The sequence below is a fragment of the Streptomyces sp. NPDC007896 genome, from assembly GCF_042959425.1.
GTDB lineage: Bacteria > Actinomycetota > Actinomycetes > Streptomycetales > Streptomycetaceae > Streptomyces.
Window position 1 is genome coordinate 107,058 of the sequence record NZ_JBIBKX010000007.1, and the last position, 20,558, is coordinate 127,615.

Below are 20,558 nucleotides of genomic sequence, written 5' to 3' on the forward strand. Positions count from 1 at the left end.
TCGCGGGCCACAACTGGGCAAGCCAGGAAGCCGAGTCGGCGGCCGAAGAGTGTTGACGGGGTGTGATCTTCTTCTCGAAGAAAACACCCCGAACTGGGGCATCCAACCCTGCTTAACCCTGGAGTCGATACTCTTCGAGCAGTCGGCGCCCGATGATCATTTTCTGGATTTCGGCGGTACCTTCACCGATCAGCAGCATCGGCGCCTCACGGTAGAGACGCTCGATCTCGTACTCCTTGGAGAAACCGTAGCCGCCGTGGATCCGGAAAGCGTCCTCGACCACTTCCTTGCAGTATTCGGAGGCGAGGTACTTCGCCATCCCTGCCTCGAGGTCGTTTCGTTCACCGGAGTCCTTTTTGCGAGCCGCGTTCACCATCATTGCATGGGCCGCTTCGACCTTGGTGGCCATCTCGGCCAGCTTGAACTGGATGGCCTGGTGCTGCGCGATCGGCTTGCCGAAAGTGTGACGCTGCTGGGCATAGGAGACGCCCAGCTCAAAGGCACGCTGTGCGACGCCGCAGCCACGTGCCGCCACGTTGACGCGGCCGACCTCGACTCCGTCCATCATTTGGTAAAACCCTCGGCCCGTGGTGCCGCCAAGTACCCGATTGGCCGGAACGCGCAGTCCGTCCATGATGAGCTCGGTCGTGTCGACGCCCTTGTAGCCCATCTTGTCGATCTTCCCGGGAATGGTGAGGCCGGGGCGGACCTCTCCGAAGCCGGGCTCCTTCTCGACCAGGAAGGTCGTCATCGACTTGTGGGGTGCGGTGCCCTCGGGGTGTCCTTCGTCACTTCGCACGAGCACGGCCACCAGGTTCGACGAGCCGCCGTTCGTCAGCCACATCTTCTGACCGTTCAGGACGTACTCGTCGCCGTCCCTGACCGCCTTCGAGGTGATCGCGGAGACGTCCGAGCCGAGACCCGGCTCCGACATCGAGAACGCGCCGCGCACCTCGCCCAGCGCCATCCGGGGCAGGAAGTGGTCCTTCTGCTCCTGCGTGCCGTGCTGCTTGAGCATGTACGCCACGATGAAGTGCGTGTTGATGATGCCGGAGACCGACATCCAGCCGCGGGCGATCTCCTCGACGCAGAGCGCGTAGGTGAGGAGGGACTCGCCCAGGCCCCCGTACTCCTCGGGGATCATCAGGCCGAACAGGCCCAGCTCCTTGAGGCCGTCGACGATCTGCTGGGGGTACTCGTCGCGGTGCTCCAGCTCGGTGGCGACCGGGATGATCTCCTTGTCCACGAAGTCGCGGACGGTGGAGAGGATCTCCTGCTGGACGTCGGTGAGACCGGCGGTCTGGGCGAGTCGCGCCATGGCTACTTCTCCTGCTGCTTGAGTTCCGGACGGCCGGGCTGCTCGCCCCCGCGCTCCTTGATGTACGTCTCGGTCGGCACCATGACCTTGCGGCGGAACACGCACACCAGCGTGCCGTCCTGCTTGTAGCCCTTGGTCTCGACGTAGACGATCCCGCGGTCGCTCTTCGACTTCGAGGGTGTCTTGTCGAGGACCGTGGTCTCGCCGTAGATCGTGTCGCCGTGGAAGGTCGGCGCCACGTGCTTCAGTGACTCGATCTCCAGGTTGGCGATCGCCTTCCCGGAGACGTCCGGGACGGACATGCCGAGCAGCAGCGAGTAGATGTAGTTGCCCACGACGACGTTCCTGCCGAAATCCGTCGTCTTCTCCGCATAGTTCGTGTCCATGTGGAGGGGGTGGTGGTTCATGGTCAGGAGACAGAAGAGGTGGTCGTCGTACTCCGTGACGGTCTTTCCGGGCCAGTGCTTGTAGACCGCACCGACTTCGAACTCCTCGTACGTGCGTCCGAACTGCATGCTGCTCAGGCCTCCGGGGCTTCGAACTTGCTGGTGCGCTGCATGCCGGCCGCCCGGCCCTTGCCCGAGATGACCAGGGCCATCTTGCGGCTGGCCTCGTCGATCATCTCGTCGCCGAGCATCGCGGAGCCCTTCTTGCCGCCCGCCTCGGACGTGTAGTACTCGTACGCGTCGAGGATGAGCTCGGCGTGGTCGAAGTCCTCCTGGGAGGGCGAGAAGATCTCGTTGGCCGCGGCGACCTGGTCCGGGTGCAGCACCCACTTGCCGTCGAAGCCCAGGGCGGCGGCGCGCCGGGCGACCTCGCGGTAGCCCTCCTGGTTGCGGATCTGGAGGTAGGGGCCGTCGATCGCCTGGAGGTCGTGCGTACGGGCGGCCATCAGGATGCGCATCAGGATGTAGTGGTACGCGTCCGCCGGGTAGCCCGGCGGCTGCTCGCCCACGACCAGCGACTTCATGTTGATGGAGGCCATGAAGTCGGCCGGACCGAAGATGATGGTCTCTACACGCGGTGAGGCAGCCGCGATCTCGTCGACGTTGACGAGCCCCTTCGCGTTCTCGATCTGCGCCTCGATGCCGATCTTGCCGACCTCGAAGCCCATCGTCTTCTCGATCTGCGTCAGCAGCAGGTCGAGCGCGACGACCTGCTGGGCGTCCTGGACCTTCGGCAGCATGATGCAGTCGAGGTTCTGGCCCGCGCCCTCGACGACCGTGACGACATCGCGGTACGTCCAGTGCGTCGTCCAGTCGTTCACCCGCACGACCCGCGTCTTGCCGGTCCAGTCGCCCTCGTTCAGGAACTTCACGATGGTGTGCCGCGCCTCGGGCTTGGCGAGCGGGGCGCAGGCGTCCTCCAGGTCCAGGAAGACCTGGTCCGCGGGGAGGCCCTGGGCCTTCTCCAGGAAGCGGGGGTTCGAGCCGGGCACGGCCAGGCAGGAACGCCGCGGGCGAAGGCGGTTGACGGGCGTGGTCATGCGGGGACCTCCAGGGGGTCGAGCTTGTTCGCTTTCCGGATCTCGTCGACGATACGGCCGATGATTCCGGTGATGTCGAAGTCCTTCGGTGTGAATACCGCGGCGACTCCCGCGGCGCGCAGCAGTTCGGCGTCGGCGTTCGGGATGATCCCGCCGGCGATCACCGGGATGTCGGCCGCGCCGGCCTCGCGCAGCCGCTCCAGCACGTCCGGCACCAACTGGGCGTGCGAGCCGGACAGGATGGACAGGCCGACGCCGTGCACGTCTTCGGCGACGGCCGCGTCCACGATCTGTTCGGGCGTGAGCCGTATGCCCTGGTAGACCACCTCGAACCCGGCGTCGCGGGCCCGCACGGCGATCTGCTCGGCGCCGTTGGAGTGCCCGTCCAGGCCCGGCTTGCCCACCAGGAAGCGGAGCTTGCCGACGCCGAGGTCCCGGGCGGTCTCCTCGACCTTGCGTCGCACCAGCGCCATCGCGGTGCCCTCCTCGGCGGTGACCGCGACGGGCGCGGACGAGACGCCGGTCGGGGCGCGGAACTCGCCGAACACCTCGCGCAGGGCCTCGGACCACTCGCCGGTCGTGACCCCGGCGCGGGCGCACTCCAGGGTGGCTTCCATGAGGTTGTCGGTGCCCTTGGCCGCTTCCTTCAGCCGCTCCAGCGCCTTGCAGGGGCGCGGGTGGTTGAACGGCGGCTGGTAGCGCGTGTCGCGCCACTGCTGGAGCGCGGCGACGACACGGGCCTCGACCGCCGGGTCGACCGTCTGGATCGCCGCGTCCAGGTCGGCGGTGAGCGGGTTCGGCTCGGTCGACTCGAAGATGTTGACGCCGACGATCTTGTCGGTGCCGCCCTCGATCCGGGCCCGGCGCTCGGCGTGCGAGGAGACGAGCTGCGACTTCAGATAGCCCGACTCGACGGCGGCCATCGCCCCGCCCATCTCGTCGATCCGGCCGATCTCGGCGAGAGACTCCTCCACGAGGGCCGCGACCTTCGCCTCGATGACGTGCGAGCCCTCGAAGATGTCCTCGTACTCCAACAGGTCGCTCTCGTGTGCCAGCACCTGCTGGATGCGCAGCGACCACTGCTGGTCCCAGGGCCGGGGCAGCCCCAGCGCCTCGTTCCAGGCGGGCAGCTGCACGGCACGCGCGCGTGCGTCCTTCGACAGTGTCACGGCCAGCATTTCGAGGACGATCCGCTGGACGTTGTTCTCCGGCTGGGCTTCGGTCAGACCGAGCGAGTTGACCTGGACGCCGTACCGGAAACGCCGCTGCTTGGGGTCCTGGATGCCGTACCGCTCGCGCGTGACCTGGTCCCAGATCCGCCCGAACGCCCGCATCTTGCACATCTCCTCGATGAACCGGACACCCGCGTTCACGAAGAAGGAGATACGGGCGACGACGTCACCGAACTTCTCGGCGGGCACCTGCCCCGAGTCGCGGACGGCGTCCAGCACGGCGATGGCCGTCGACATCGCGTACGCGATCTCCTGGACGGGGGTCGCCCCCGCCTCCTGGAGGTGGTACGAGCAGATGTTGATCGGGTTCCACTTGGGGATGTGGGAGACCGTGTACGCGATCATGTCCGTCGTCAGCCGGAGCGAGGGCCCCGGCGGGAAGACATGGGTGCCCCGCGACAGGTACTCCTTGACGATGTCGTTCTGCGTCGTCCCCTGGAGCTTGGTGATGTCGGCGCCCTGCTCCTCGGCGACGACCTGGTAGAGCGCCAGCATCCACATGGCGGTGGCGTTGATGGTCATCGAGGTGTTCATCTGCTCCAGGGGGATGTCCTGGAACAGCCGGCGCATGTCACCGAGGTGCGAGACCGGCACCCCGACTCGGCCGACCTCGCCGCGGGCGAGGATGTGGTCGGGGTCGTATCCGGTCTGCGTGGGCAGGTCGAAGGCCACGGACAGACCCGTCTGCCCCTTGGCGAGGTTGCGCCGGTACAACTCGTTGGACGCCTCGGCGGTGGAGTGACCGGCGTAGGTCCGCATGAGCCACGGCCGGTCCTTCTGGCGCTCTGTCATGGCTGAACCTCAGACGTTCCGGAAGCGGTTGATGGCGTCGATGTGCTGCGCACGCTTCTGCTCGTCGCGCACGCCCAGGCCCTCGCGGGGCGCCAGCGCGAGCACGCCGACCTTGCCCTGGTGGAGGTTGCGGTGGACGTCGTACGCGGCCTGCCCGGTCTCCTCCAGGGAGTACACCTTGGAGAGCGTCGGGTGGATCTTGCCCTTGGCGACCAGCCGGTTGGCCTCCCAGGCCTCGCGGTAGTTGGCGAAGTGCGAGCCGATGATGCGCTTCAGGGACATCCACAGGTAGCGGTTGTCGTACTCGTGGTTGTAGCCCGAGGTCGAGGCACAGGTGACGATGGTGCCGCCCTTGCGGGTGACGTAGACGGAGGCGCCGAAGGTCTCGCGGCCCGGGTGCTCGAAGACGATGTCGACGTCCTCGCCGCCGGTCAGCTCACGGATGCGCTTGCCGAACCGCTTCCACTCCTTCGGGTCCTGGTTGTGCTCGTCCTTCCAGAACTTGTAGCCCTCGGCGTTGCGGTCGATGATCGCCTCGGCGCCCATCGCCCGGCAGATGTCCGCCTTCTGCTCGCTGCTGACGACACAGATGGGGTTGGCGCCACCGGCGAGCGCGAACTGCGTGGCGTACGAGCCGAGCCCGCCGCTCGCGCCCCAGATGAGGACGTTGTCGCCCTGCTTCATGCCGGCGCCGTTCCTCGACACCAGCTGCCGGTACGCGGTGGAGTTCACGAGCCCGGGAGCGGCGGCCTCCTCCCACGACAGGTGGTCGGGCTTGGGCATCAGCTGGTTGGACTTGACGAGGGCTATCTCGGCGAGGCCGCCGAAGTTGGTCTCGAAGCCCCAGATGCGCTGCTCGGGGTCGAGCATCGTGTCGTTGTGCCCGTCGCTGGACTCCAGCTCGACGGACAGGCAGTGCGCGACGACCTCGTCACCGGGCTTCCAGGCGTTGACGCCGGGGCCGGTGCGCAGGACGACGCCCGCGAGGTCGGAACCGATGATGTGGTACGGCAGGTCGTGGCGCTTGGTGAGCTCGCTGAGCCTGCCGTAGCGCTCCAGGAAACCGAAGGTCGACATCGGCTCGAAGATCGAGGTCCAGACCGAGTTGTAGTTGACGGAAGAGGCCATCACGGCCACCAGGGCCTCGCCCGGGCCGAGCTCCGGCACCGGCACGTCGTCCAGGTGGATCGACTTGCGGGGGTCCTTGTCGCGGGTGCTGAGACCCGCGAACATCTCCGTCTCGTCCTTGTGCACGGTGATCGCGCGGTACGACTCGGGGAGCGGAAGAGCGGCGAAGTCGGCAGACGTGGCCGTCTGCGACTGAATCGCGTCCAGGATTTCCTTCACGGTGTTGCCTCCGGCGATGAGCGTCCTGAGGGAAGACGCTGAGGGTTACGTCGGTACTGCTGCTGGGAGTGAGGGGTGTGCCGTCGGTTCGGCGGAGGGGGTGATGCGGTGGCAGCGCGGGGTTGGCGCAAAAGGTTGCCTGTGACGCAGGCGTCCGGGCGCGCTCGCCTGGGGGAGGTTTGCGGGGACAGCCGGCGTACGAAAGGTCTCTGCACGCCGGCCGCCCGGACAACATCAACGTATGGCACGCCGTGTCACCGTGCAAGGCACGGAGTGCCATGAGTTTCGCTCAGGTGAAATCTTTACGTAACACGTGAGCGATGATCGATCAGATCGACCGATGATCGATCAAAACGCACTGGTCAGGGGCGGTATGGAGGGGCTGTTTCACGGGCCCGAAGGGCGGGGCGGCGGGCCGCTTCGGAGAACACCTGGTGTCGGTGGCGCGGCGTGAGGGTGCGTACAGGGGTGAGGTCGGGGCGCGTCGGCGTTGCGGGGGGCCTGCGGGGCATCCCCGCGAGCGCCGGGCATCGGGAGCGCCGGGCGGTCGATGACGAGGGGCGCTCGGCGGCGGAGCCGGGGGTGCGGGCGACGGGACCAGAAGGGCGTACCGGCCTGAGGACGGCACTTTTCGGCCCACGACTCGCAGCGCCCGTCCGGCGCCTCGGCGCCCGGCTTCACCCCCACACCGGCACCCTCGCGCTCGCGCAACCCGCACAGCGGCGCTTCCGCGTGTCGCGGGCCTGCGGGTGCGCAGCACCTCGTACGACGCCTCGTGGACCGTGCCCGGCCGGCTCGCGTCCCCGCAGCCGATGACCGGCCTCCCTGCGCTCTACGACCTTTCCCGCAGCGCCTGCTCGATGGTCCGCATGACCTGGTCCAACGGCGCGTCGACCCGGGCCACGGTCACCAGAACGTCGCCCTCGGTGAACGCGGACGCCGGCGCCGTACGGGGCGTGGTCTCCCGGCCGGCCCCGATCCCCGTCCCGAAGGTTTTGCGGACGATGGAGAAGGCGTGGTCCAGCTGCGCCTCGACGTCACCTTGACCCCCCGCCCGCAGCCAGCGCCGCAGGACATGGTTGTGGGCCGTGACCACGGCGGACGCGGCGACCTCCGCGAGCAGCGGATCGTCGTTGGCGTCGTCGTCGTGGGCGTGCTCGTCGAAGTGGCCCAGGAGATAGCGGGTGAAGAGCCGCTCGTAGCGGGCCACGGAGGCGATCTCGGCCTCCCGGAGCGTGGGTACCTCGCGGGTCAGCTTGTAGCGCGAGACGGAGATCTCGGGCTGGGCCGCGTACATCGTCATGACTTCCTTGATGCCGCGGCACACCGTGTCGAGCGGGTGCTCGTGCGCCGGAGCCGCGTTGAGGACCGCCTCCGCGCGGATCAGGGTGTCGTCGTGATCGGGGAAGATCGCCTCTTCCTTGGAGCGGAAGTGGCGGAAGAATGTGCGGCGGGCCACCCCGGCCCGGGCCGCGATCTCGTCGACGGTGGTCGCCTCGTACCCCTTGGTCGCGAACAGCTCCATGGCCGCGGCCGCCAGTTCTCGGCGCATCTTGAGCCGTTGGGCGGCGGCGCGACTGCCCGCGGCGCTCTCCGGAGCGTCGGGCGTGGCTGGTGTACGTGAGGACTTGGCGGGCTGGGACATGACCCGAACGTACTGCATGTGCGCAGGGGAACGCGCATGTCCGGGGAACCCCCCGCCCTCGACGGGCGGGGGGCCTGCGGCCGGGCCGAGCAGTCCGCCCCAGTCGGGGGTGTCGCGCAGCCGGTCGCCGGGACGCTCAGCGGCGGGCATATTCGCGGAAGCCGCGGCCCGTCTTGCGGCCGAGGCAGCCCGCGGCCACCAAGTGCTCCAGGAGCGGCGCGGGGGCGAGACCCGGGTCGCGGAACTCGCGGTGCAGCACCTTCTCGATGGCGAGCGAGACGTCCAGACCGACGACGTCGAGGAGTTCGAACGGCCCCATCGGGTAGCCGCCGCCCAGCTTCATCGCGGCGTCGATGTCGTCGAGGGTGGCGTAGTGCTCCTGGACCATCTTGATCGCGTTGTTCAGGTACGGGAAGAGCAGCGCGTTCACGATGAAACCGGCCCGGTCACCGCAGTCCACCGGGTGCTTGCGGATCTTCCCGCACAGCTCGCGGACCGTGGCGTGCACGTCGTCCGCGGTCAGGACGGTCCGGACCACCTCGACCAGCTTCATCGCCGGGGCCGGGTTGAAGAAGTGCATCCCGATCACGTCCTGGGGGCGTGAGGTGGCACGGGCGCAGGCGACGACGGGCAGCGAGGAGGTGGTCGTGGCGAGGATCGCGCCGGGCTTGCAGACCTTGTCGAACACCCCGAACAGCTGCTGCTTGACCTCCAGGTCCTCGGCCACCGCCTCCAGGGCGAGATCGACGTCGGCGAAGGCGTCGTACGAGCCCGCCGGGACGATCAGGTCCAGGGTGCTCGCGGCGGCCTCCGCGGTCATCCGGCCCTTGTCGACCGAGCGGGCCAGGGACTTGCCGATGCGGGCCTTCGCGGCCTGTGCCTTCTCCTCGGTGCGGGCGGCGAGGACGACCTCGTACCCGGCCTTCGCGAAGACCTCGGCGATGCCGGACGCCATGGTCCCCGAGCCCGCGACGCCGACGCAGCGGACCGTGCGGCCGGGGACCTCGGGGCCGCCGGAGAGGGGGGTCAGCGCGTCCCGCACGACCGTCGCGCTGCCGGGCGCCTCGTAGGAGTAGAAGCCGCGCCCCGACTTGCGCCCGGTCAGGCCCGCCTCGCTGAGCTGCTTGAGGATGGGCGCGGGGGCGTGCAGCCGGTCGCGGGACTCGGTGTACATGGCCTCCAGGACCGTGCGCGCGGTGTCGACGCCGATCAGGTCGAGCAGCGCGAGCGGGCCCATGGGCAGCCCGCAGCCGAGCTTCATCGCGGCGTCGATGTCCTCGCGGGAGGCGTACTTGGCCTCGTACATCGCGGCGGCCTGGTTGAGGTAGCCGAACAGCAGCCCGTCGGCGACGAAACCGGGGCGGTCGCCGACCGCGACGGGCTCCTTGCCGAGGTCGAGCGCGAGGTCGGTGACCGCGCTCACGGCCGTGGGCGCGGTCAGCACGGACGACACGACCTCGACCAGCTTCATCGCCGGGGCCGGGTTGAAGAAGTGCAGGCCGAGGACGCGCTCGGGGCGGGCCGAGTCGGCGGCCAGGCGCGTCACCGAGAGGGCGTTGGTGCCGGTGGCCAGGATGGTGTCCGGACGCACGATGCCGTCCAGCGCGCGGAAGACCTGCTGCTTGATGTCGTACGACTCCGGGGTCACCTCGATGACCAGATCGGCGTCGGCGGCGGCCTCGAGGTCGGTGAAGGCGCGGAAGCGGGCCAGGGCGTCGGCGCGCTCCTGCTCGCTGAGACGCTCGCGTCGCACGGCGCGGGCGGTGGAGGTTTCGAGGGCGGAGACGGCCTGGGCGGCCGCGGCCTCGCTGATGTCGATGCCGATGACGTCGCGGCCGGCGCGGACGAGGACCTCGGCGATGCCGGTGCCCATCGTGCCGAGGCCGACGACGGCAACGGTCTTGAGCGGGGACAGAGGGGTGTCGGACAGGGGAGTTGCCATCGCGGGACTCCAGAAAGAGGGTGACGACTGAGGAGCGCACGCAGGTACGCCCAGGAGGCGCACGGGGTGCGGAGAGTGCGGGTGTTGCCGGGCTGACGAGCGCACACGCCCGGTGCCGTCCGAAGGGGGGTGCCCGCGAGGGCGCACCCAGGGAACGGTGAAGCCGACCGGCCCTGTCCCGGAGCCGTGTCGTACTGAGGTACCTGAGGTACCGAACCGACTGCTCTCACGGTGGCTGCGTCACCAGGCCACCGCAAGCAAGACGCGAGTGGGTAACTCGCTCGTCTGAGCTTAACTCGCCGGTAACGAGCGCGCCAGCCCCCGAGTTTGTGATGTACGTCCCGGAGTCATGGGGGCCGCGCCTAGGCTCGGCTTCATGGACGAAGAGTTGCGATCACTCACGGAGCGTCTACGAAACGAGGCGGGGGCTTCGCCGGCGTACGAGCGACTCGCGGCGAGCGAGGACCCGGATGTGCTGGCGGCCGCGCTGACCGCGCCCGGACAGCCCTTGTGGGCACGGGAGTTGGTCGCCTTCCGGCTCGGACTCGCCGGGGACCGGCGGGCCTTCGAGGCGCTCGTCCTGCTGCTGAACCACCGCGACCCGCAGCGCTGCGCGTCCGCGGCACACGCGCTAGCCCGCCTCGGCGATCCGCGCACGGCCCGCGCGGCGGCCGCGCTCGCCACCAACGAACTGCGCGTCGCCTACGCGCTGCATCCCGTACGGCTCCTGGTCGAGCTGCGCGCCCCCGAGGCCGTACCGGCGCTGATCACCACCCTGGGACGCAGGCTGCGCCCCCACGACCCCTACCGCAGAGTCGCCCTCGCCTGCGTGGAGGGGCTCGGGGCGCTGGGGGACGTACGTGCGAGACCCGTCCTGAACGAGGCGCTCGCCCATCCGGCACTCGCCGAGGCGGCGGTGCACGCGCTGGCCCGACTGCCCGGGTGACACGGCGGGCGGCCGACGGGCCGCCTCCCGCAGCGCCTCGTCGACCGTGCTCACCGTGTCGTCGCGCTCCGGACCCGGCCCTTCGAGCGTAGTCCGTGACGTCCGCACGGGAACGGTCGGAACCGCAAAGAGTTCCCGCGCTACGGGAGCGCCCCGGTGTCGGCGCCGGGGCGCGTGAGGGTGCGGGCGTACCGGACCTCGGGCACGGCGACACCATCCACCTCGAACGGCTCCTCGCCACCGTCGGGACCGAACCCGGCCTGTGCGTAGAAGCGGCGTGCCCCGGTGTTTCCCTTGAGGACCCACAGCAGCATCCGCGCGTGCCCCGCGGCGGTGCAGCGGGCGATCGATTCCGTGAGAAGTGCGCGGCCCACCCCGGCCCCGACCCGCTCGGGGTCGACGTAGATCGCGTACAACTCGGCCGACCCGACGTCGTCGCCGCGGGCTTCGTCGTCCCGGTACGGGCCGTGGCAGGCCCAGCCGACCACCTCGCCGTCCCGCTCGGCGACCAGGTTCACGACCGCGCCACCGCCCCGCCCGAAACGCTCGCGCCGCCGGGCCGCGTCCTCGGCCACGCTGAGCGCGTCGAGGTGCGACTGGGGCATCAGCCCCCGGTACGCGGTCTGCCAGCCGCGGATACGGATCTCGGCCACCCGCTCGCAGTCCGAGAGGACCATCTCCCGGATCCGGACCGTGAGTGCGCTCACTCGCCCACCACCGCGTACGCCTCGATCTCCATCAGGAACTCGGGGCGGACCAGCGCGGCGACCTGGACCGCCGACGCGGCCGGGAGACGGTCCGCGGGTATGTGGGCGTCGCGGGCCGCGCGGACGGCCGGCATGTGGGCCATGTCCGTGACGAAGAAGGTGAGTTTGACGACGTCGTCGAAGGTCGCCCCAGCGGCGGCCAGACAGCGGCGCAGGTTCTCGAACACCTGGCGGGCCTGCGCCGCCGCGTCGCCCGCGCCGACGAGCTTGCCGTCCTCGTCCAGGGCGAGCTGCCCCGAGACCGCGACGAAGCGGCCCGTACCGAGGACGACATGCGAGTACGCGGCGGCGGGGGCGACCCCGTCGGGGGCGGGAATGCGGGTCAGCTCACTCATGCGTCCATGGTGGACCATGGGTCTGACAACGCCCCCGACGGGCCGTCAGGGCGCGCTCAGCCGCGGTGGCCGAGCAGCCCGTGCAGCGTCGCGCCTGCCGAGGACGCGCCGCCCGAGGTGGTGGACAACGCGGCCTTCGTGCTCTTCGGCTCCGGGTCCGGCAGCTTCTTGCACACCGCGTCGGCCACGCCGCTGCCGTGCGGCACCTTGCCGTTGGTGAGGTACGCCGCCAGGTACTTGTCCAGGCAGGCGTTCCCGCTCAGCGTGATGCCGTGGTTCCCGCCACCCTGCTCGACCACCAGGCTGGAGCCGCGCAGTGCGTGATGGACCGTCACGCCGCCCTCGTAGGGAGTGGCCGCGTCGTTCGTGGCCTGGAAGAGCAGCGTCGGCGGCAGCGCCTTGTTGGCGATGTTCACCGGCCGCAGCGTCTTCGTCGGCCAGAACGCGCACGGCGCGTTGTACCAGGCGTTGTTCCAGGCCATGAACGGCGCCTTGCCGTACACCGCCCAGTTGTCCTTGCGCCACTGGTTCCAGTCGCGCGGCCAGGACGCGTCACGGCACTGCACCGCGGTGTAGATGCTGTAGCCGTTGTCGCCGGAGGCGTTGATGGCGCCGAGGTTCTCGTAGGCCGCGACGAGGGGGGCCGTCTTCTTGTCGTTCACGTAGGCCGCGAACGCCCCGGCGAGGGAGGGCCAGTAGCCGTTGTAGTAGCCGCCCGGGATGAAGGTGTCCTCCAGTTCGGAGGCGCCCACCTTGTTGCCTGCGGGGTTCTTGGCGAGCGCCCCCCGCATGGCGTACCACTCGGCCTCGACCTTGGCCGGGTCCGTGCCGAGCCTGTAGGTCGCGTCGTGCTTGGCGACCCAGGCCATGAACGCCTGGTGGCGGTCGTTGAAGGCGTAGTCCTGGCCGATGTTGTCCTCGTACCAGACACCGCTGGGGTCGACGATGGAGTCGAGCACCAGTCGGCGTACGCGCTGCGGGTAGAGCTTCGCGTAGACGGCGCCCAGGTAGGTGCCGTACGAGTAACCGAAGTAGTTGATCTTCTTGGCGCCGAGCGCGGCGCGGATCGAGTCCATGTCCCGGACCGCGCTCACCGTGTCGATGTACGGCAGCAGGTCGGCGTACTTCTTGCCGCACGCCTTGGCGAAGGCCTTGGCGCGGTCGAGGTTGGCCTTCTCGATCGCGGGGGTGCTGGGCACGGAGTCCGGGCGCACCGGGTTGAAGGACCCGGGCCTGCAGTCCAGGGCGGGCTTGCTGGCGCCGACACCACGCGGGTCGAAGCCGATGACGTCGTACTGCGCCGCCACCGCCTTCGGCAGCGAGGAGGCGACGAATCCGGCCAGCGAGAGCCCGCTGCCGCCGGGACCGCCCGGGTTCACCAGCAGCGGCCCCTGGTACGTCTTCGCGGTGTGCGGCACGCGTGAGAGGGCGAGGGTGATCTGCCGGCCGTGGGGCTTGGAGTGGTCCAGCGGCACCTTCAGGGACGCGCATTGGAGCGTCGGATATCTGCTGGTCCCGCACTTCTTCCAGGTGGGTTTCGCGGTGGTGAGGGTGGTGCGCGGTGCGGTCGCGGAACCGGCGCTCGCGTCGGCGGGGATCGACGTGATCATCCCGGCCAGCACGGCCGCCGCCCCGCACAGAGCAGCTGCGCGTTTCTTCACAGAGCCTCCCAAGGACGGAGGATTTTGAGCCGTGCACGCCACGGCCTTCGCCGCATCGTCCCGGAAAGGGGCCCCGGAAGAACTCGTTCTGGAAAGTCTTGACCCAATTGAGCCGTGTGATGCGCTCGGATGCCGTCAGGAACGGGCCGGGCAACGGCTGTTCGCCGTGGTCAGAGCAGGGTGAGCTGGGTCGGCTCCGGCGTGGCGGGCGCCATGGGCTCGGCGGACTCCGCGGGCGCGGCGATCCTGCGGGGCATCCCCGCGCGCGTGGGACCGATGCCGTACTCCTGGGCCAGCTCGTGGACCTGACGGGTGATCCGGCGCTGGTACCACTTCGGGGCGTACGCGCCCTCCGCGTACAGCCGCTCGTAACGCCGTACGAGATAAGGGTGGTGGTGCTCCAGCCAGGCCATGAACCACTCCCGGGCGCCGGGCCGCAGATGCAGCACGAGCGGGGTCACCGAGGTGGCCCCGGAGGCCGCTATCGCCCGTACGGTGGCGCGCAGTTGGGCCGGGCTGTCGCCGAGGAAGGGGATCACGGGGGCCATCAGGACCCCGCAGCCGATGCCGTGGTCCGTGAGGGTGCGCACGACGTCCAGGCGGCGCTCCGGGGCCGGCGTGCCCGGCTCGACGGTGCGCCACAGCTGGGAGTCGGTGAAGCCCACGGAGACCGAGATCCCGACGTCGGTGACCTCGGAGGCCTGCTTCAGGAGGTCGAGGTCGCGCAGGATCAGCGTGCCCTTCGTCAGGATCGAGAAGGGGTTCGCGTGGTCGCGCAGGGCCGCGATGATGCCGGGCATCAGCCGGTAGCGGCCCTCGGCCCGCTGGTAGCAGTCGACGTTGGTGCCCATCGCGATGTGCTCGCCCTGCCAGCGGCGCGAGCCGAGCTGGCGGCGCAGCAGCTCCGGCGCGTTGACCTTCACCACGATCTGGGAGTCGAAGTCGAGTCCCGTGTCGAGGTCCAGATAGCTGTGGGTCTTGCGCGCGAAGCAGTACACACACGCGTGTGTGCAGCCCCGATAGGGGTTGACCGTCCACTCGAAGGGCATGCGCGAGGCCCCCGGTACCCGGTTCACGATCGAGCGGGCCCGGATCTCGTGGAACGTGATACCTCGGAACTCCGGGGTGTCGAACGTACGGGTGGTCACCGCGTCCGCGCCGAACAGCGCGGCGTCCCGGGCGCGGTCCCCGGCGGGGTCCGCTGTGAGGTTGTCCCAGCGCATGACGCCTCCTCGATAGCATTGGCCACAGAATAGAACACATGTTCCCTTGATCGTGCGACCGTAATTTCGGGGCCCCGATTTGGGGGGTCGGGCCGCCGGGTGGTTGGCTTGCCGCACACCCCGAGTCACCAAGTGCTGGAGGAAGTGCAATGGCGCAGGTCGAGGCCACGACGGAGCGGGTCATCGCGGCGGACGCGGAGGCGGTGTTCGACGCCCTGGCCGACTACAGCGGCACGCGCGCGAAGCTGCTGCCCGAGCACTTCAGCGAGTACGAGGTGCGCGAGGGCGGCGACGGCGAGGGCACCCTCGTCCACTGGAAGCTCCAGGCCACCAGCAAGCGTGTGCGCGACTGCCTCCTCGAGGTCACCGAGCCCACCGACGGTGAGCTCGTCGAGAAGGACCGCAACTCCTCCATGGTCACCACCTGGCGGGTCACCCCGGCCGGCGAGGGCAAGTCCCGCGTCGTCGTCACCACCGTCTGGGACGGCGCGGGCGGCATCGGCGGCTTCTTCGAGAAGACCTTCGCGCCCAAGGGCCTCGGCAGGATCTACGACCTGGTGCTCGACAAGCTCGCCGTCGAGACGCAGAAGTAGCCAGGACGCACGCCTCTTTGACGGCCGCGCGGCCCAAGAGGCAACTCTCCGGGGCGCGTTGTCACCCTCACCGGTTCGAGTGGATCTCCTCGCGACGCGGCGATACGCCGTAACTCGTCGCGCTTGCTCACAGTTGTCGCGATAAGCGGGAATTGTGCGGTGGGCGCGACGAGGGGAGCGGTACGTGGGCGGGATCACTCTGGTGCAGGACGAACCGGCTGCCGCGCCCCCGCGGCACTCGCCTCCACCGGCCCCCGGGACCGCCCGGCTGAGCCCGCGCCAGGTGCGGCTGGTCTTCTTCGGGCTCATGCTCGCGCTGCTGCTCGCCGCCCTCGATCAGATGATCGTGGCCACCGCGCTCCCGAAGATCGTCGGTGAGCTGCACGGCCTGGGCAGGATGTCCTGGGCGATCACCGCCTATCTGCTCACCTCCACCGTCGGACTCCCCGTCTACGGCAAGCTCGGCGACCTCTTCGGCCGCAAGGGCGTCTTCCAGTTCGCGATCGTCGTCTTCGTGGCCGGTTCGGCGTGCTCGGGACAAGCCCAGAGCATGGACCAGCTGATCGCCTTCCGCGCGATCCAGGGCGTCGGCGCGGGCGGCCTCATGATCGGCGTGCAGGCGATCATCGCGGACATCGTGCCGCCCCGCGAGCGCGGCCGCTTCATGGGCCTGATCGGCGCCGCCTTCGGCCTCGCCTCGGTCGCCGGGCCCCTCCTCGGCGGCTATTTCACTGACCACCTCTCCTGGCGCTGGTGCTTCTACATCAACGTGCCCTTCGGCCTGCTCACCCTGGCCGTCGTCACCGTCGTGCTGAAGCTGCCCAGGCCCCCCGCGCGCGGACGCGTCGACGTACTCGGTGTGCTGCTGCTGGCCGCCGCGTCGACCTGTCTGGTCCTGCTGACCAGCTGGGGCGGCACCGAGTACGCCTGGGGCTCACGGGTCATCACAGGGCTCGGCGCGGGCGCACTCGTCGCGACCGTCCTCTTCTTCGTCGCCGAGCGCTTCGCCACCGAACCCCTCATCCCGCCGAGGCTGTTCAAGGACGCCGTCTTCAACATCACCGCCCTGGTGGGGCTCGTCATCGGCGTCGCCCTCTTCGGAGCGGCCAGCTATCTGCCGACCTTCCTGCAGATGGTCGACGGGGCCAGCGCCACCGAGTCCGGACTCCTCATGCTCCCCATGATGGGCGGCATCGTCGGCGCCTCCATCGTCTGCGGACAGCTCATCAGCCGTACCGGCCGCTACAAGATCTATCCGGTCCTCGGCAGCGCCCTGTCGGTCCTCGGCATGTGGCTGCTGTCCCGCCTCGAAGTCGACACGCCCCGCCTGCAGTACAGCATCTGGATGGCCATCCTCGGCGCGGGCATCGGCATGGTGATGCCCGTGCTGGTCCTCGCCGTGCAGAACTCCGTGCGCCCCTCCGACCTCGGCACCGCGACCAGCGCCAACAACTACTTCCGGCAGATCGGCGGCAGCGTCGGCGCCGCCGTCTTCGGCACGCTGTTCGCCCATCGGCTCTCGGACGCGCTCGCCGACCGCCTGCCCCCGCGCACCGGCCTGCCCGACCCCGAGTCCATCACCCCGCAGCTCGTCCACTCCCTGCCCGAGGCCCTGCGCGACGACTACATCCGCGCCTACGCGGACGCCATGCCGCGGATCTTCCTCTACCTCGTCCCGGTGCTCGTCCTGGGCCTGCTCATCGCCTGCTTCCTCAAGGAGAAACCGCTGGTGTCCCACAACGCCCCCATCGCCGACCCGGAGACCGCACGGGTGAACGCCCCGATCCCGCAGGCCCGTTCGTCCCACGCCGCCGGGATCCCCGTCTGTGGCACCGTGCAGCACCCCGACGGGACCGTCGTGCCGCGCGCCGCGCTCACCCTCATCGACATCGCCGGACAGCAGATCGGGCGGGGCGCCAGCGGCGAGGACGGGCGGTACGCGCTGTCCACGCCCGGATCGGGGTCGTACGTACTGATCGCCGCGGCCGGCGGCCACCAGCCGCAGGCGGTCTCGGTGACCATCGGCGAGCGCCCCGTGGAACTGGACGTCGTCCTCGGCGGCGCGGGACGCCTCGCCGGGAGTGTGCTGACCGCGGACGGCACCCCCGTGCGCGACGCCACCGTCACGCTCACCAACGTCCACGGGGAAGTCGTGGCCACCACCCGCAGCGGGCGCGAAGGCGGCTATGTCATCACGGAGCTGGTGGCGGGCGAGTACACCCTCGCCGCCAGCGCGCCCGCGTTCCGCCCGGCCGCCCTCCCCGTCAGCGTGCAGGCCTCGCGCGAGACCCGCCAGGACGTCGAACTCGCGGGCGGCGCCGTGCTGCGCGGCACCGTGCGGGCGGGCGGCGGCCGGCCCGTCGAGGACGCCCGGGTGACGCTCCTGGACGCCGCGGGCAACGTGGTGGACACGCTCACCACCGGTGCGGACGGGGCGTTCCGGTTCGTCGACCTGTCCTCCGGCGAGTACACCGTCATCGCGGCGGGCTATCCGCCGGTGGCCACCGTGCTGCAAGTGGCCGGTGGGGGGCGCACGGAGCGGGATCTGCAGCTCGGCCACGAGGACTGAACGGCCGCCGCGGGAACCTTCGCGGAGGCGGCCGGTGCGCCGGAGCAGCCCCCTGGAAAGGTCAATTCCCGTATTGCCACACATCGCGACGGGCCGCAGCCGTACGGTAGTGAAGGCGGCACAGATCTTGCGGAGCCGTGGGGAGGAAGGGCCTCGGCCATGGACAGCGGCACAGCAAGTGGCACGGAAAGTGGTACCGCGAGTGGCACCGAAGCGGGCGCACCGCACAGCCGCGGAGCTGGGGACGACGCGGTGGAGCACACCGAGGCCGGGCGCATCCCGCTGGCCGTGGTGGTCGTCGACCGCGACGGACTGGTGTCGCACTGGAGCACCGGCGCCCGGCGGCAGTTCGGCGTGTCCAAGGAGGACGCGGTGGGCCGCCCCGCCGTCGACCTGCTCCCCGTCTCCGGCGCGCTCCCCGAAGAGGACGAGATCGGGCCCTACGGGGCGTACGCGGCGTACGACGGACTCGGCCCCGGCCTGGAGTCCTCCCTCGGCGGACGGTTCTCCTACCCTGCCGCCGGACGCGCCCGGCTCACCGTGCCCGAGCGGGACCGCGTGGACGTCCTGTGGTGGGCGTACCCGCTGGTCGGCCCAGGACCGGAACGGCTGCTCGTGCTCGCCGCCGACGCGGACGCGCTGCGCCAGGAGGACGAAGAGGTGGCGATCGAGCGCATCGCGCCCGGCTTCGCGCTGCACACCGACTTCCCCGGCGCCGAGGAACTGGCCCGCAGACTGCCCGAGATCCTGCCCAGCATGAGCGTGGGCGAGGGCGCCCGCATCGTCTCTCAGGTACTCGAACTGGGCTACCCCGTCCTGGAGTTCAGCCAGAACGACCGGGTGCCGGTGACTCCCGACTGGGGCGTGCCGCGGCGCGCCGAACGCAGGGCGCGCCGTGAGTGGGCGGCACGCGCGGCGGCCACCGGCGAGCCCCTGCCGCAGGAGCTCCAGGACGAGGAGGGCGAGGACCTCGAGTACGTCGCAGTCCGCGAGCGCCTGGAGTTCCTCAACGAGGTCAGCGGGCGCATAGGTACCTCGCTCGACCTCGCGCAGACGATCCTCGAGGTCAGCCGGGCCGTGGTGCCGCGTTTCACGGACGTGGCGGGCACCTATCTGCGCGAACAGGTCGTCGCCGGTGAGGGCTTCCCCGACGGTGTGCCCGACACGACCACCATGTGGCACCGCGTCGCCGTCGAGCACACCGACGAGCCGGGCCGCTGGGACGACGTCGTGCCGGTCGGCGAGGCCATGCCGTTCCCCGCGCACACACCGTTCTTCCAGTGCATGACCACCGGTGAACCCGTCCTCGTGCCGCGCATCAGCGAGCAGATGGGGCACATGATCGCCGCACAGTTCGAGAAGCGCGACATCAGGCCGCTCATCACCAACCGCTCCATGCTGGTCGTGCCCCTGAAGGCCCGCAACGTGGTGCTCGGGTTCATGATCCTGCTGCGCCACCCGGAGCGCGTCGAGTTCAACGACATGGACCGGGTCACCGGCGCCGAACTCGCGGCCCGCGCGGGCCTCGTCCTCGACAACGCGCGCATGTACACCTACCAGGAGAGCGTCGCCGAGACCCTCCAGGACAGCATGCTGCCGCACATCGCGCCCCGCATGGCCGGCTGCGACATCGCCACCCGCTATCTGCCCGGCACCCTGCTGGGACGCGTCGGCGGCGACTGGTTCGACTCGGTGAAACTGCCCGGCTCGCGTACCGCCCTCGTCGTCGGCGACGTGATGGGCCACGGCCTCAACTCGGCCGCGATGATGGGCCAGTTGCGTACGGCGGTGCAGACGATGGCGGCGCTCGACCTGCCGCCCGCCCAACTCCTGCGCAACCTCGACGATCTGGCCCAGCGGCTCGGTGAGCACTACCTCGCGACCTGCCTGTACGCGGTCTACGACCCCATCGCCGGCGAGCTGCACATCGCCAACGCGGGCCACATCCCGCCCGTCCTGGTCCGTGCCGAGGACGGCCACAGCGAACTGCTCGACCTGCCGACGGGCGCGCCCATCGGGGTCGGCGGTGTGCCCTTCGAGGCGGTACGCGTGCCGGTGGCGCCCGGCGACCGGCTCGTGATGTGCACCGACGGCCTGGTCGAGGTGCGCGGCGAGGACATCGGTGTCGGCCTCGCCACGCTCTGCGAGTCCGCCGCCCACCCGGCCGCGTCCATGGACGACGCCTGCGACACGATCATCCGCGCCCTCAACACCTGTGGCGGCCGCAAGGACGACGTGGCGCTGCTGATGGCCCGGCTCAACGGCATCGAACCCGAGGACGTCGCCGAGTGGCGGCTCTCGCTCGACCTGGTCGAGGCCCGCCGGGCCCGCACCGTGGTCCGCGAGCAGCTCCACGACTGGGGCCTGGCCCGGCTGGCCGACCCGGCCGAGTCGATGGTCGGCGAGCTGGTGGCCAACGCCGTACGGCACACGCACAGCCGTCGGATCGAACTGCGGCTCGTGCGTGGCGACACCCTGCTGTGCGAGGTGGCCGACGACGACCACACCCTGCCGACCCTGCTCAGCGCGAGCCCCGCCGACGAGTTCGGCCGCGGTCTGCGTATCGTCAGCACGCTGGCCCGCGAGTGGGGCACGAGCCGCACCAGCGCCGGCAAGACCGTGTGGTTCGAACTGACCCTGCCGAGGCGCTGACGCGAGGCGCTGACCCGGGGGCGCGTACCGGCGTACACGGATCGAAATGA

Annotated in this window: 15 protein-coding genes; 4 read left to right on the forward strand and 11 right to left on the reverse strand. The window is 70.1% G+C overall.

Annotation, left to right across the window (positions count from 1 at the left end):
• Positions 1–112 precede the first annotated feature (112 nt).
• The 7 genes from ACFZDJ_RS23240 to ACFZDJ_RS23270 all read right to left on the reverse strand — a co-directional run bounded on the left by ACFZDJ_RS23240 (position 113) and on the right by ACFZDJ_RS23270 (position 9,762).
• The gene (locus ACFZDJ_RS23240; RefSeq protein ID WP_101401790.1) at positions 113–1,318 is read right to left on the reverse strand and encodes an acyl-CoA dehydrogenase family protein; all 1,206 of its coding nucleotides are present in this window, start codon (positions 1,316–1,318) and stop codon (positions 113–115) included.
• Between the two features lie 2 nt (positions 1,319–1,320).
• The gene (locus tag ACFZDJ_RS23245; protein ID WP_168497390.1) at positions 1,321–1,833 is read right to left on the reverse strand and encodes a MaoC family dehydratase; all 513 of its coding nucleotides are present in this window, start codon (positions 1,831–1,833) and stop codon (positions 1,321–1,323) included.
• Between the two features lie 5 nt (positions 1,834–1,838).
• The gene (locus ACFZDJ_RS23250; RefSeq protein WP_075029694.1) at positions 1,839–2,804 is read right to left on the reverse strand and encodes a CoA ester lyase; all 966 of its coding nucleotides are present in this window, start codon (positions 2,802–2,804) and stop codon (positions 1,839–1,841) included.
• A complete protein-coding gene (locus ACFZDJ_RS23255) occupies positions 2,801–4,828 on the reverse strand; it encodes a methylmalonyl-CoA mutase family protein (RefSeq protein ID WP_391061106.1) in 2,028 nt (675 codons plus the stop codon). The genes ACFZDJ_RS23250 and ACFZDJ_RS23255 overlap by 4 nt, the downstream gene beginning before the upstream one ends.
• Before the next feature lie 9 nt (positions 4,829–4,837).
• Positions 4,838–6,175, reverse strand: a complete 1,338-nt coding sequence (gene ccrA, locus ACFZDJ_RS23260) for a crotonyl-CoA carboxylase/reductase (protein ID WP_390929811.1) — start codon at positions 6,173–6,175, stop codon at positions 4,838–4,840.
• Between the two features lie 832 nt (positions 6,176–7,007).
• The gene (locus ACFZDJ_RS23265; RefSeq protein WP_060901027.1) at positions 7,008–7,820 is read right to left on the reverse strand and encodes a TetR family transcriptional regulator; all 813 of its coding nucleotides are present in this window, start codon (positions 7,818–7,820) and stop codon (positions 7,008–7,010) included.
• 136 nt (positions 7,821–7,956) lie between these two features.
• Positions 7,957–9,762, reverse strand: coding sequence for a 3-hydroxyacyl-CoA dehydrogenase NAD-binding domain-containing protein (locus tag ACFZDJ_RS23270; RefSeq protein ID WP_391061108.1), 1,806 nt, complete (start codon positions 9,760–9,762; stop codon positions 7,957–7,959).
• 376 nt (positions 9,763–10,138) lie between these two features.
• Here ACFZDJ_RS23270 and ACFZDJ_RS23275 point away from each other — a divergent pair, with 376 nt between their 5' ends.
• A complete protein-coding gene (locus tag ACFZDJ_RS23275) occupies positions 10,139–10,708 on the forward strand; it encodes an adenylosuccinate lyase (protein WP_391061110.1) in 570 nt (189 codons plus the stop codon).
• A 140-nt stretch (positions 10,709–10,848) separates the two neighbouring features.
• Here the strand turns inward: ACFZDJ_RS23275 and ACFZDJ_RS23280 are convergent, their stop codons facing one another.
• From ACFZDJ_RS23280 to ACFZDJ_RS23295, 4 genes are all read right to left on the reverse strand, one after another.
• Positions 10,849–11,385 carry a GNAT family N-acetyltransferase gene (locus ACFZDJ_RS23280; protein ID WP_384910723.1) on the reverse strand — a complete coding sequence of 179 codons (537 nt, stop codon included), beginning with the start codon at positions 11,383–11,385 and terminating at the stop codon, positions 10,849–10,851.
• 26 nt (positions 11,386–11,411) lie between these two features.
• A complete protein-coding gene (locus tag ACFZDJ_RS23285) occupies positions 11,412–11,810 on the reverse strand; it encodes a RidA family protein (RefSeq protein WP_054230293.1) in 399 nt (132 codons plus the stop codon).
• A gap of 56 nt (positions 11,811–11,866) precedes the next feature.
• Positions 11,867–13,471, reverse strand: a complete 1,605-nt coding sequence (locus tag ACFZDJ_RS23290) for an alpha/beta fold hydrolase (protein WP_390929806.1) — start codon at positions 13,469–13,471, stop codon at positions 11,867–11,869.
• A 170-nt stretch (positions 13,472–13,641) separates the two neighbouring features.
• The gene (locus ACFZDJ_RS23295) at positions 13,642–14,694 is read right to left on the reverse strand and encodes an Rv2578c family radical SAM protein (protein WP_391061112.1); all 1,053 of its coding nucleotides are present in this window, start codon (positions 14,692–14,694) and stop codon (positions 13,642–13,644) included.
• Positions 14,695–14,843: 149 nt separating this feature from the next.
• Here ACFZDJ_RS23295 and ACFZDJ_RS23300 point away from each other — a divergent pair, with 149 nt between their 5' ends.
• The 3 genes from ACFZDJ_RS23300 to ACFZDJ_RS23310 all read left to right on the forward strand — a co-directional run bounded on the left by ACFZDJ_RS23300 (position 14,844) and on the right by ACFZDJ_RS23310 (position 20,508).
• Positions 14,844–15,287, forward strand: a complete 444-nt coding sequence (locus tag ACFZDJ_RS23300) for an SRPBCC family protein (protein WP_168513061.1) — start codon at positions 14,844–14,846, stop codon at positions 15,285–15,287.
• A gap of 184 nt (positions 15,288–15,471) precedes the next feature.
• Complete coding sequence (locus ACFZDJ_RS23305) at positions 15,472–17,856, forward strand: DHA2 family efflux MFS transporter permease subunit (protein WP_391061114.1); 2,385 nt, start codon at positions 15,472–15,474, stop codon at positions 17,854–17,856.
• Positions 17,857–18,015: 159 nt separating this feature from the next.
• Entirely contained in the window at positions 18,016–20,508 is a 2,493-nt protein-coding gene (locus ACFZDJ_RS23310; protein ID WP_391061116.1) for a SpoIIE family protein phosphatase, read from the forward strand.
• Positions 20,509–20,558 lie beyond the last annotated feature (50 nt).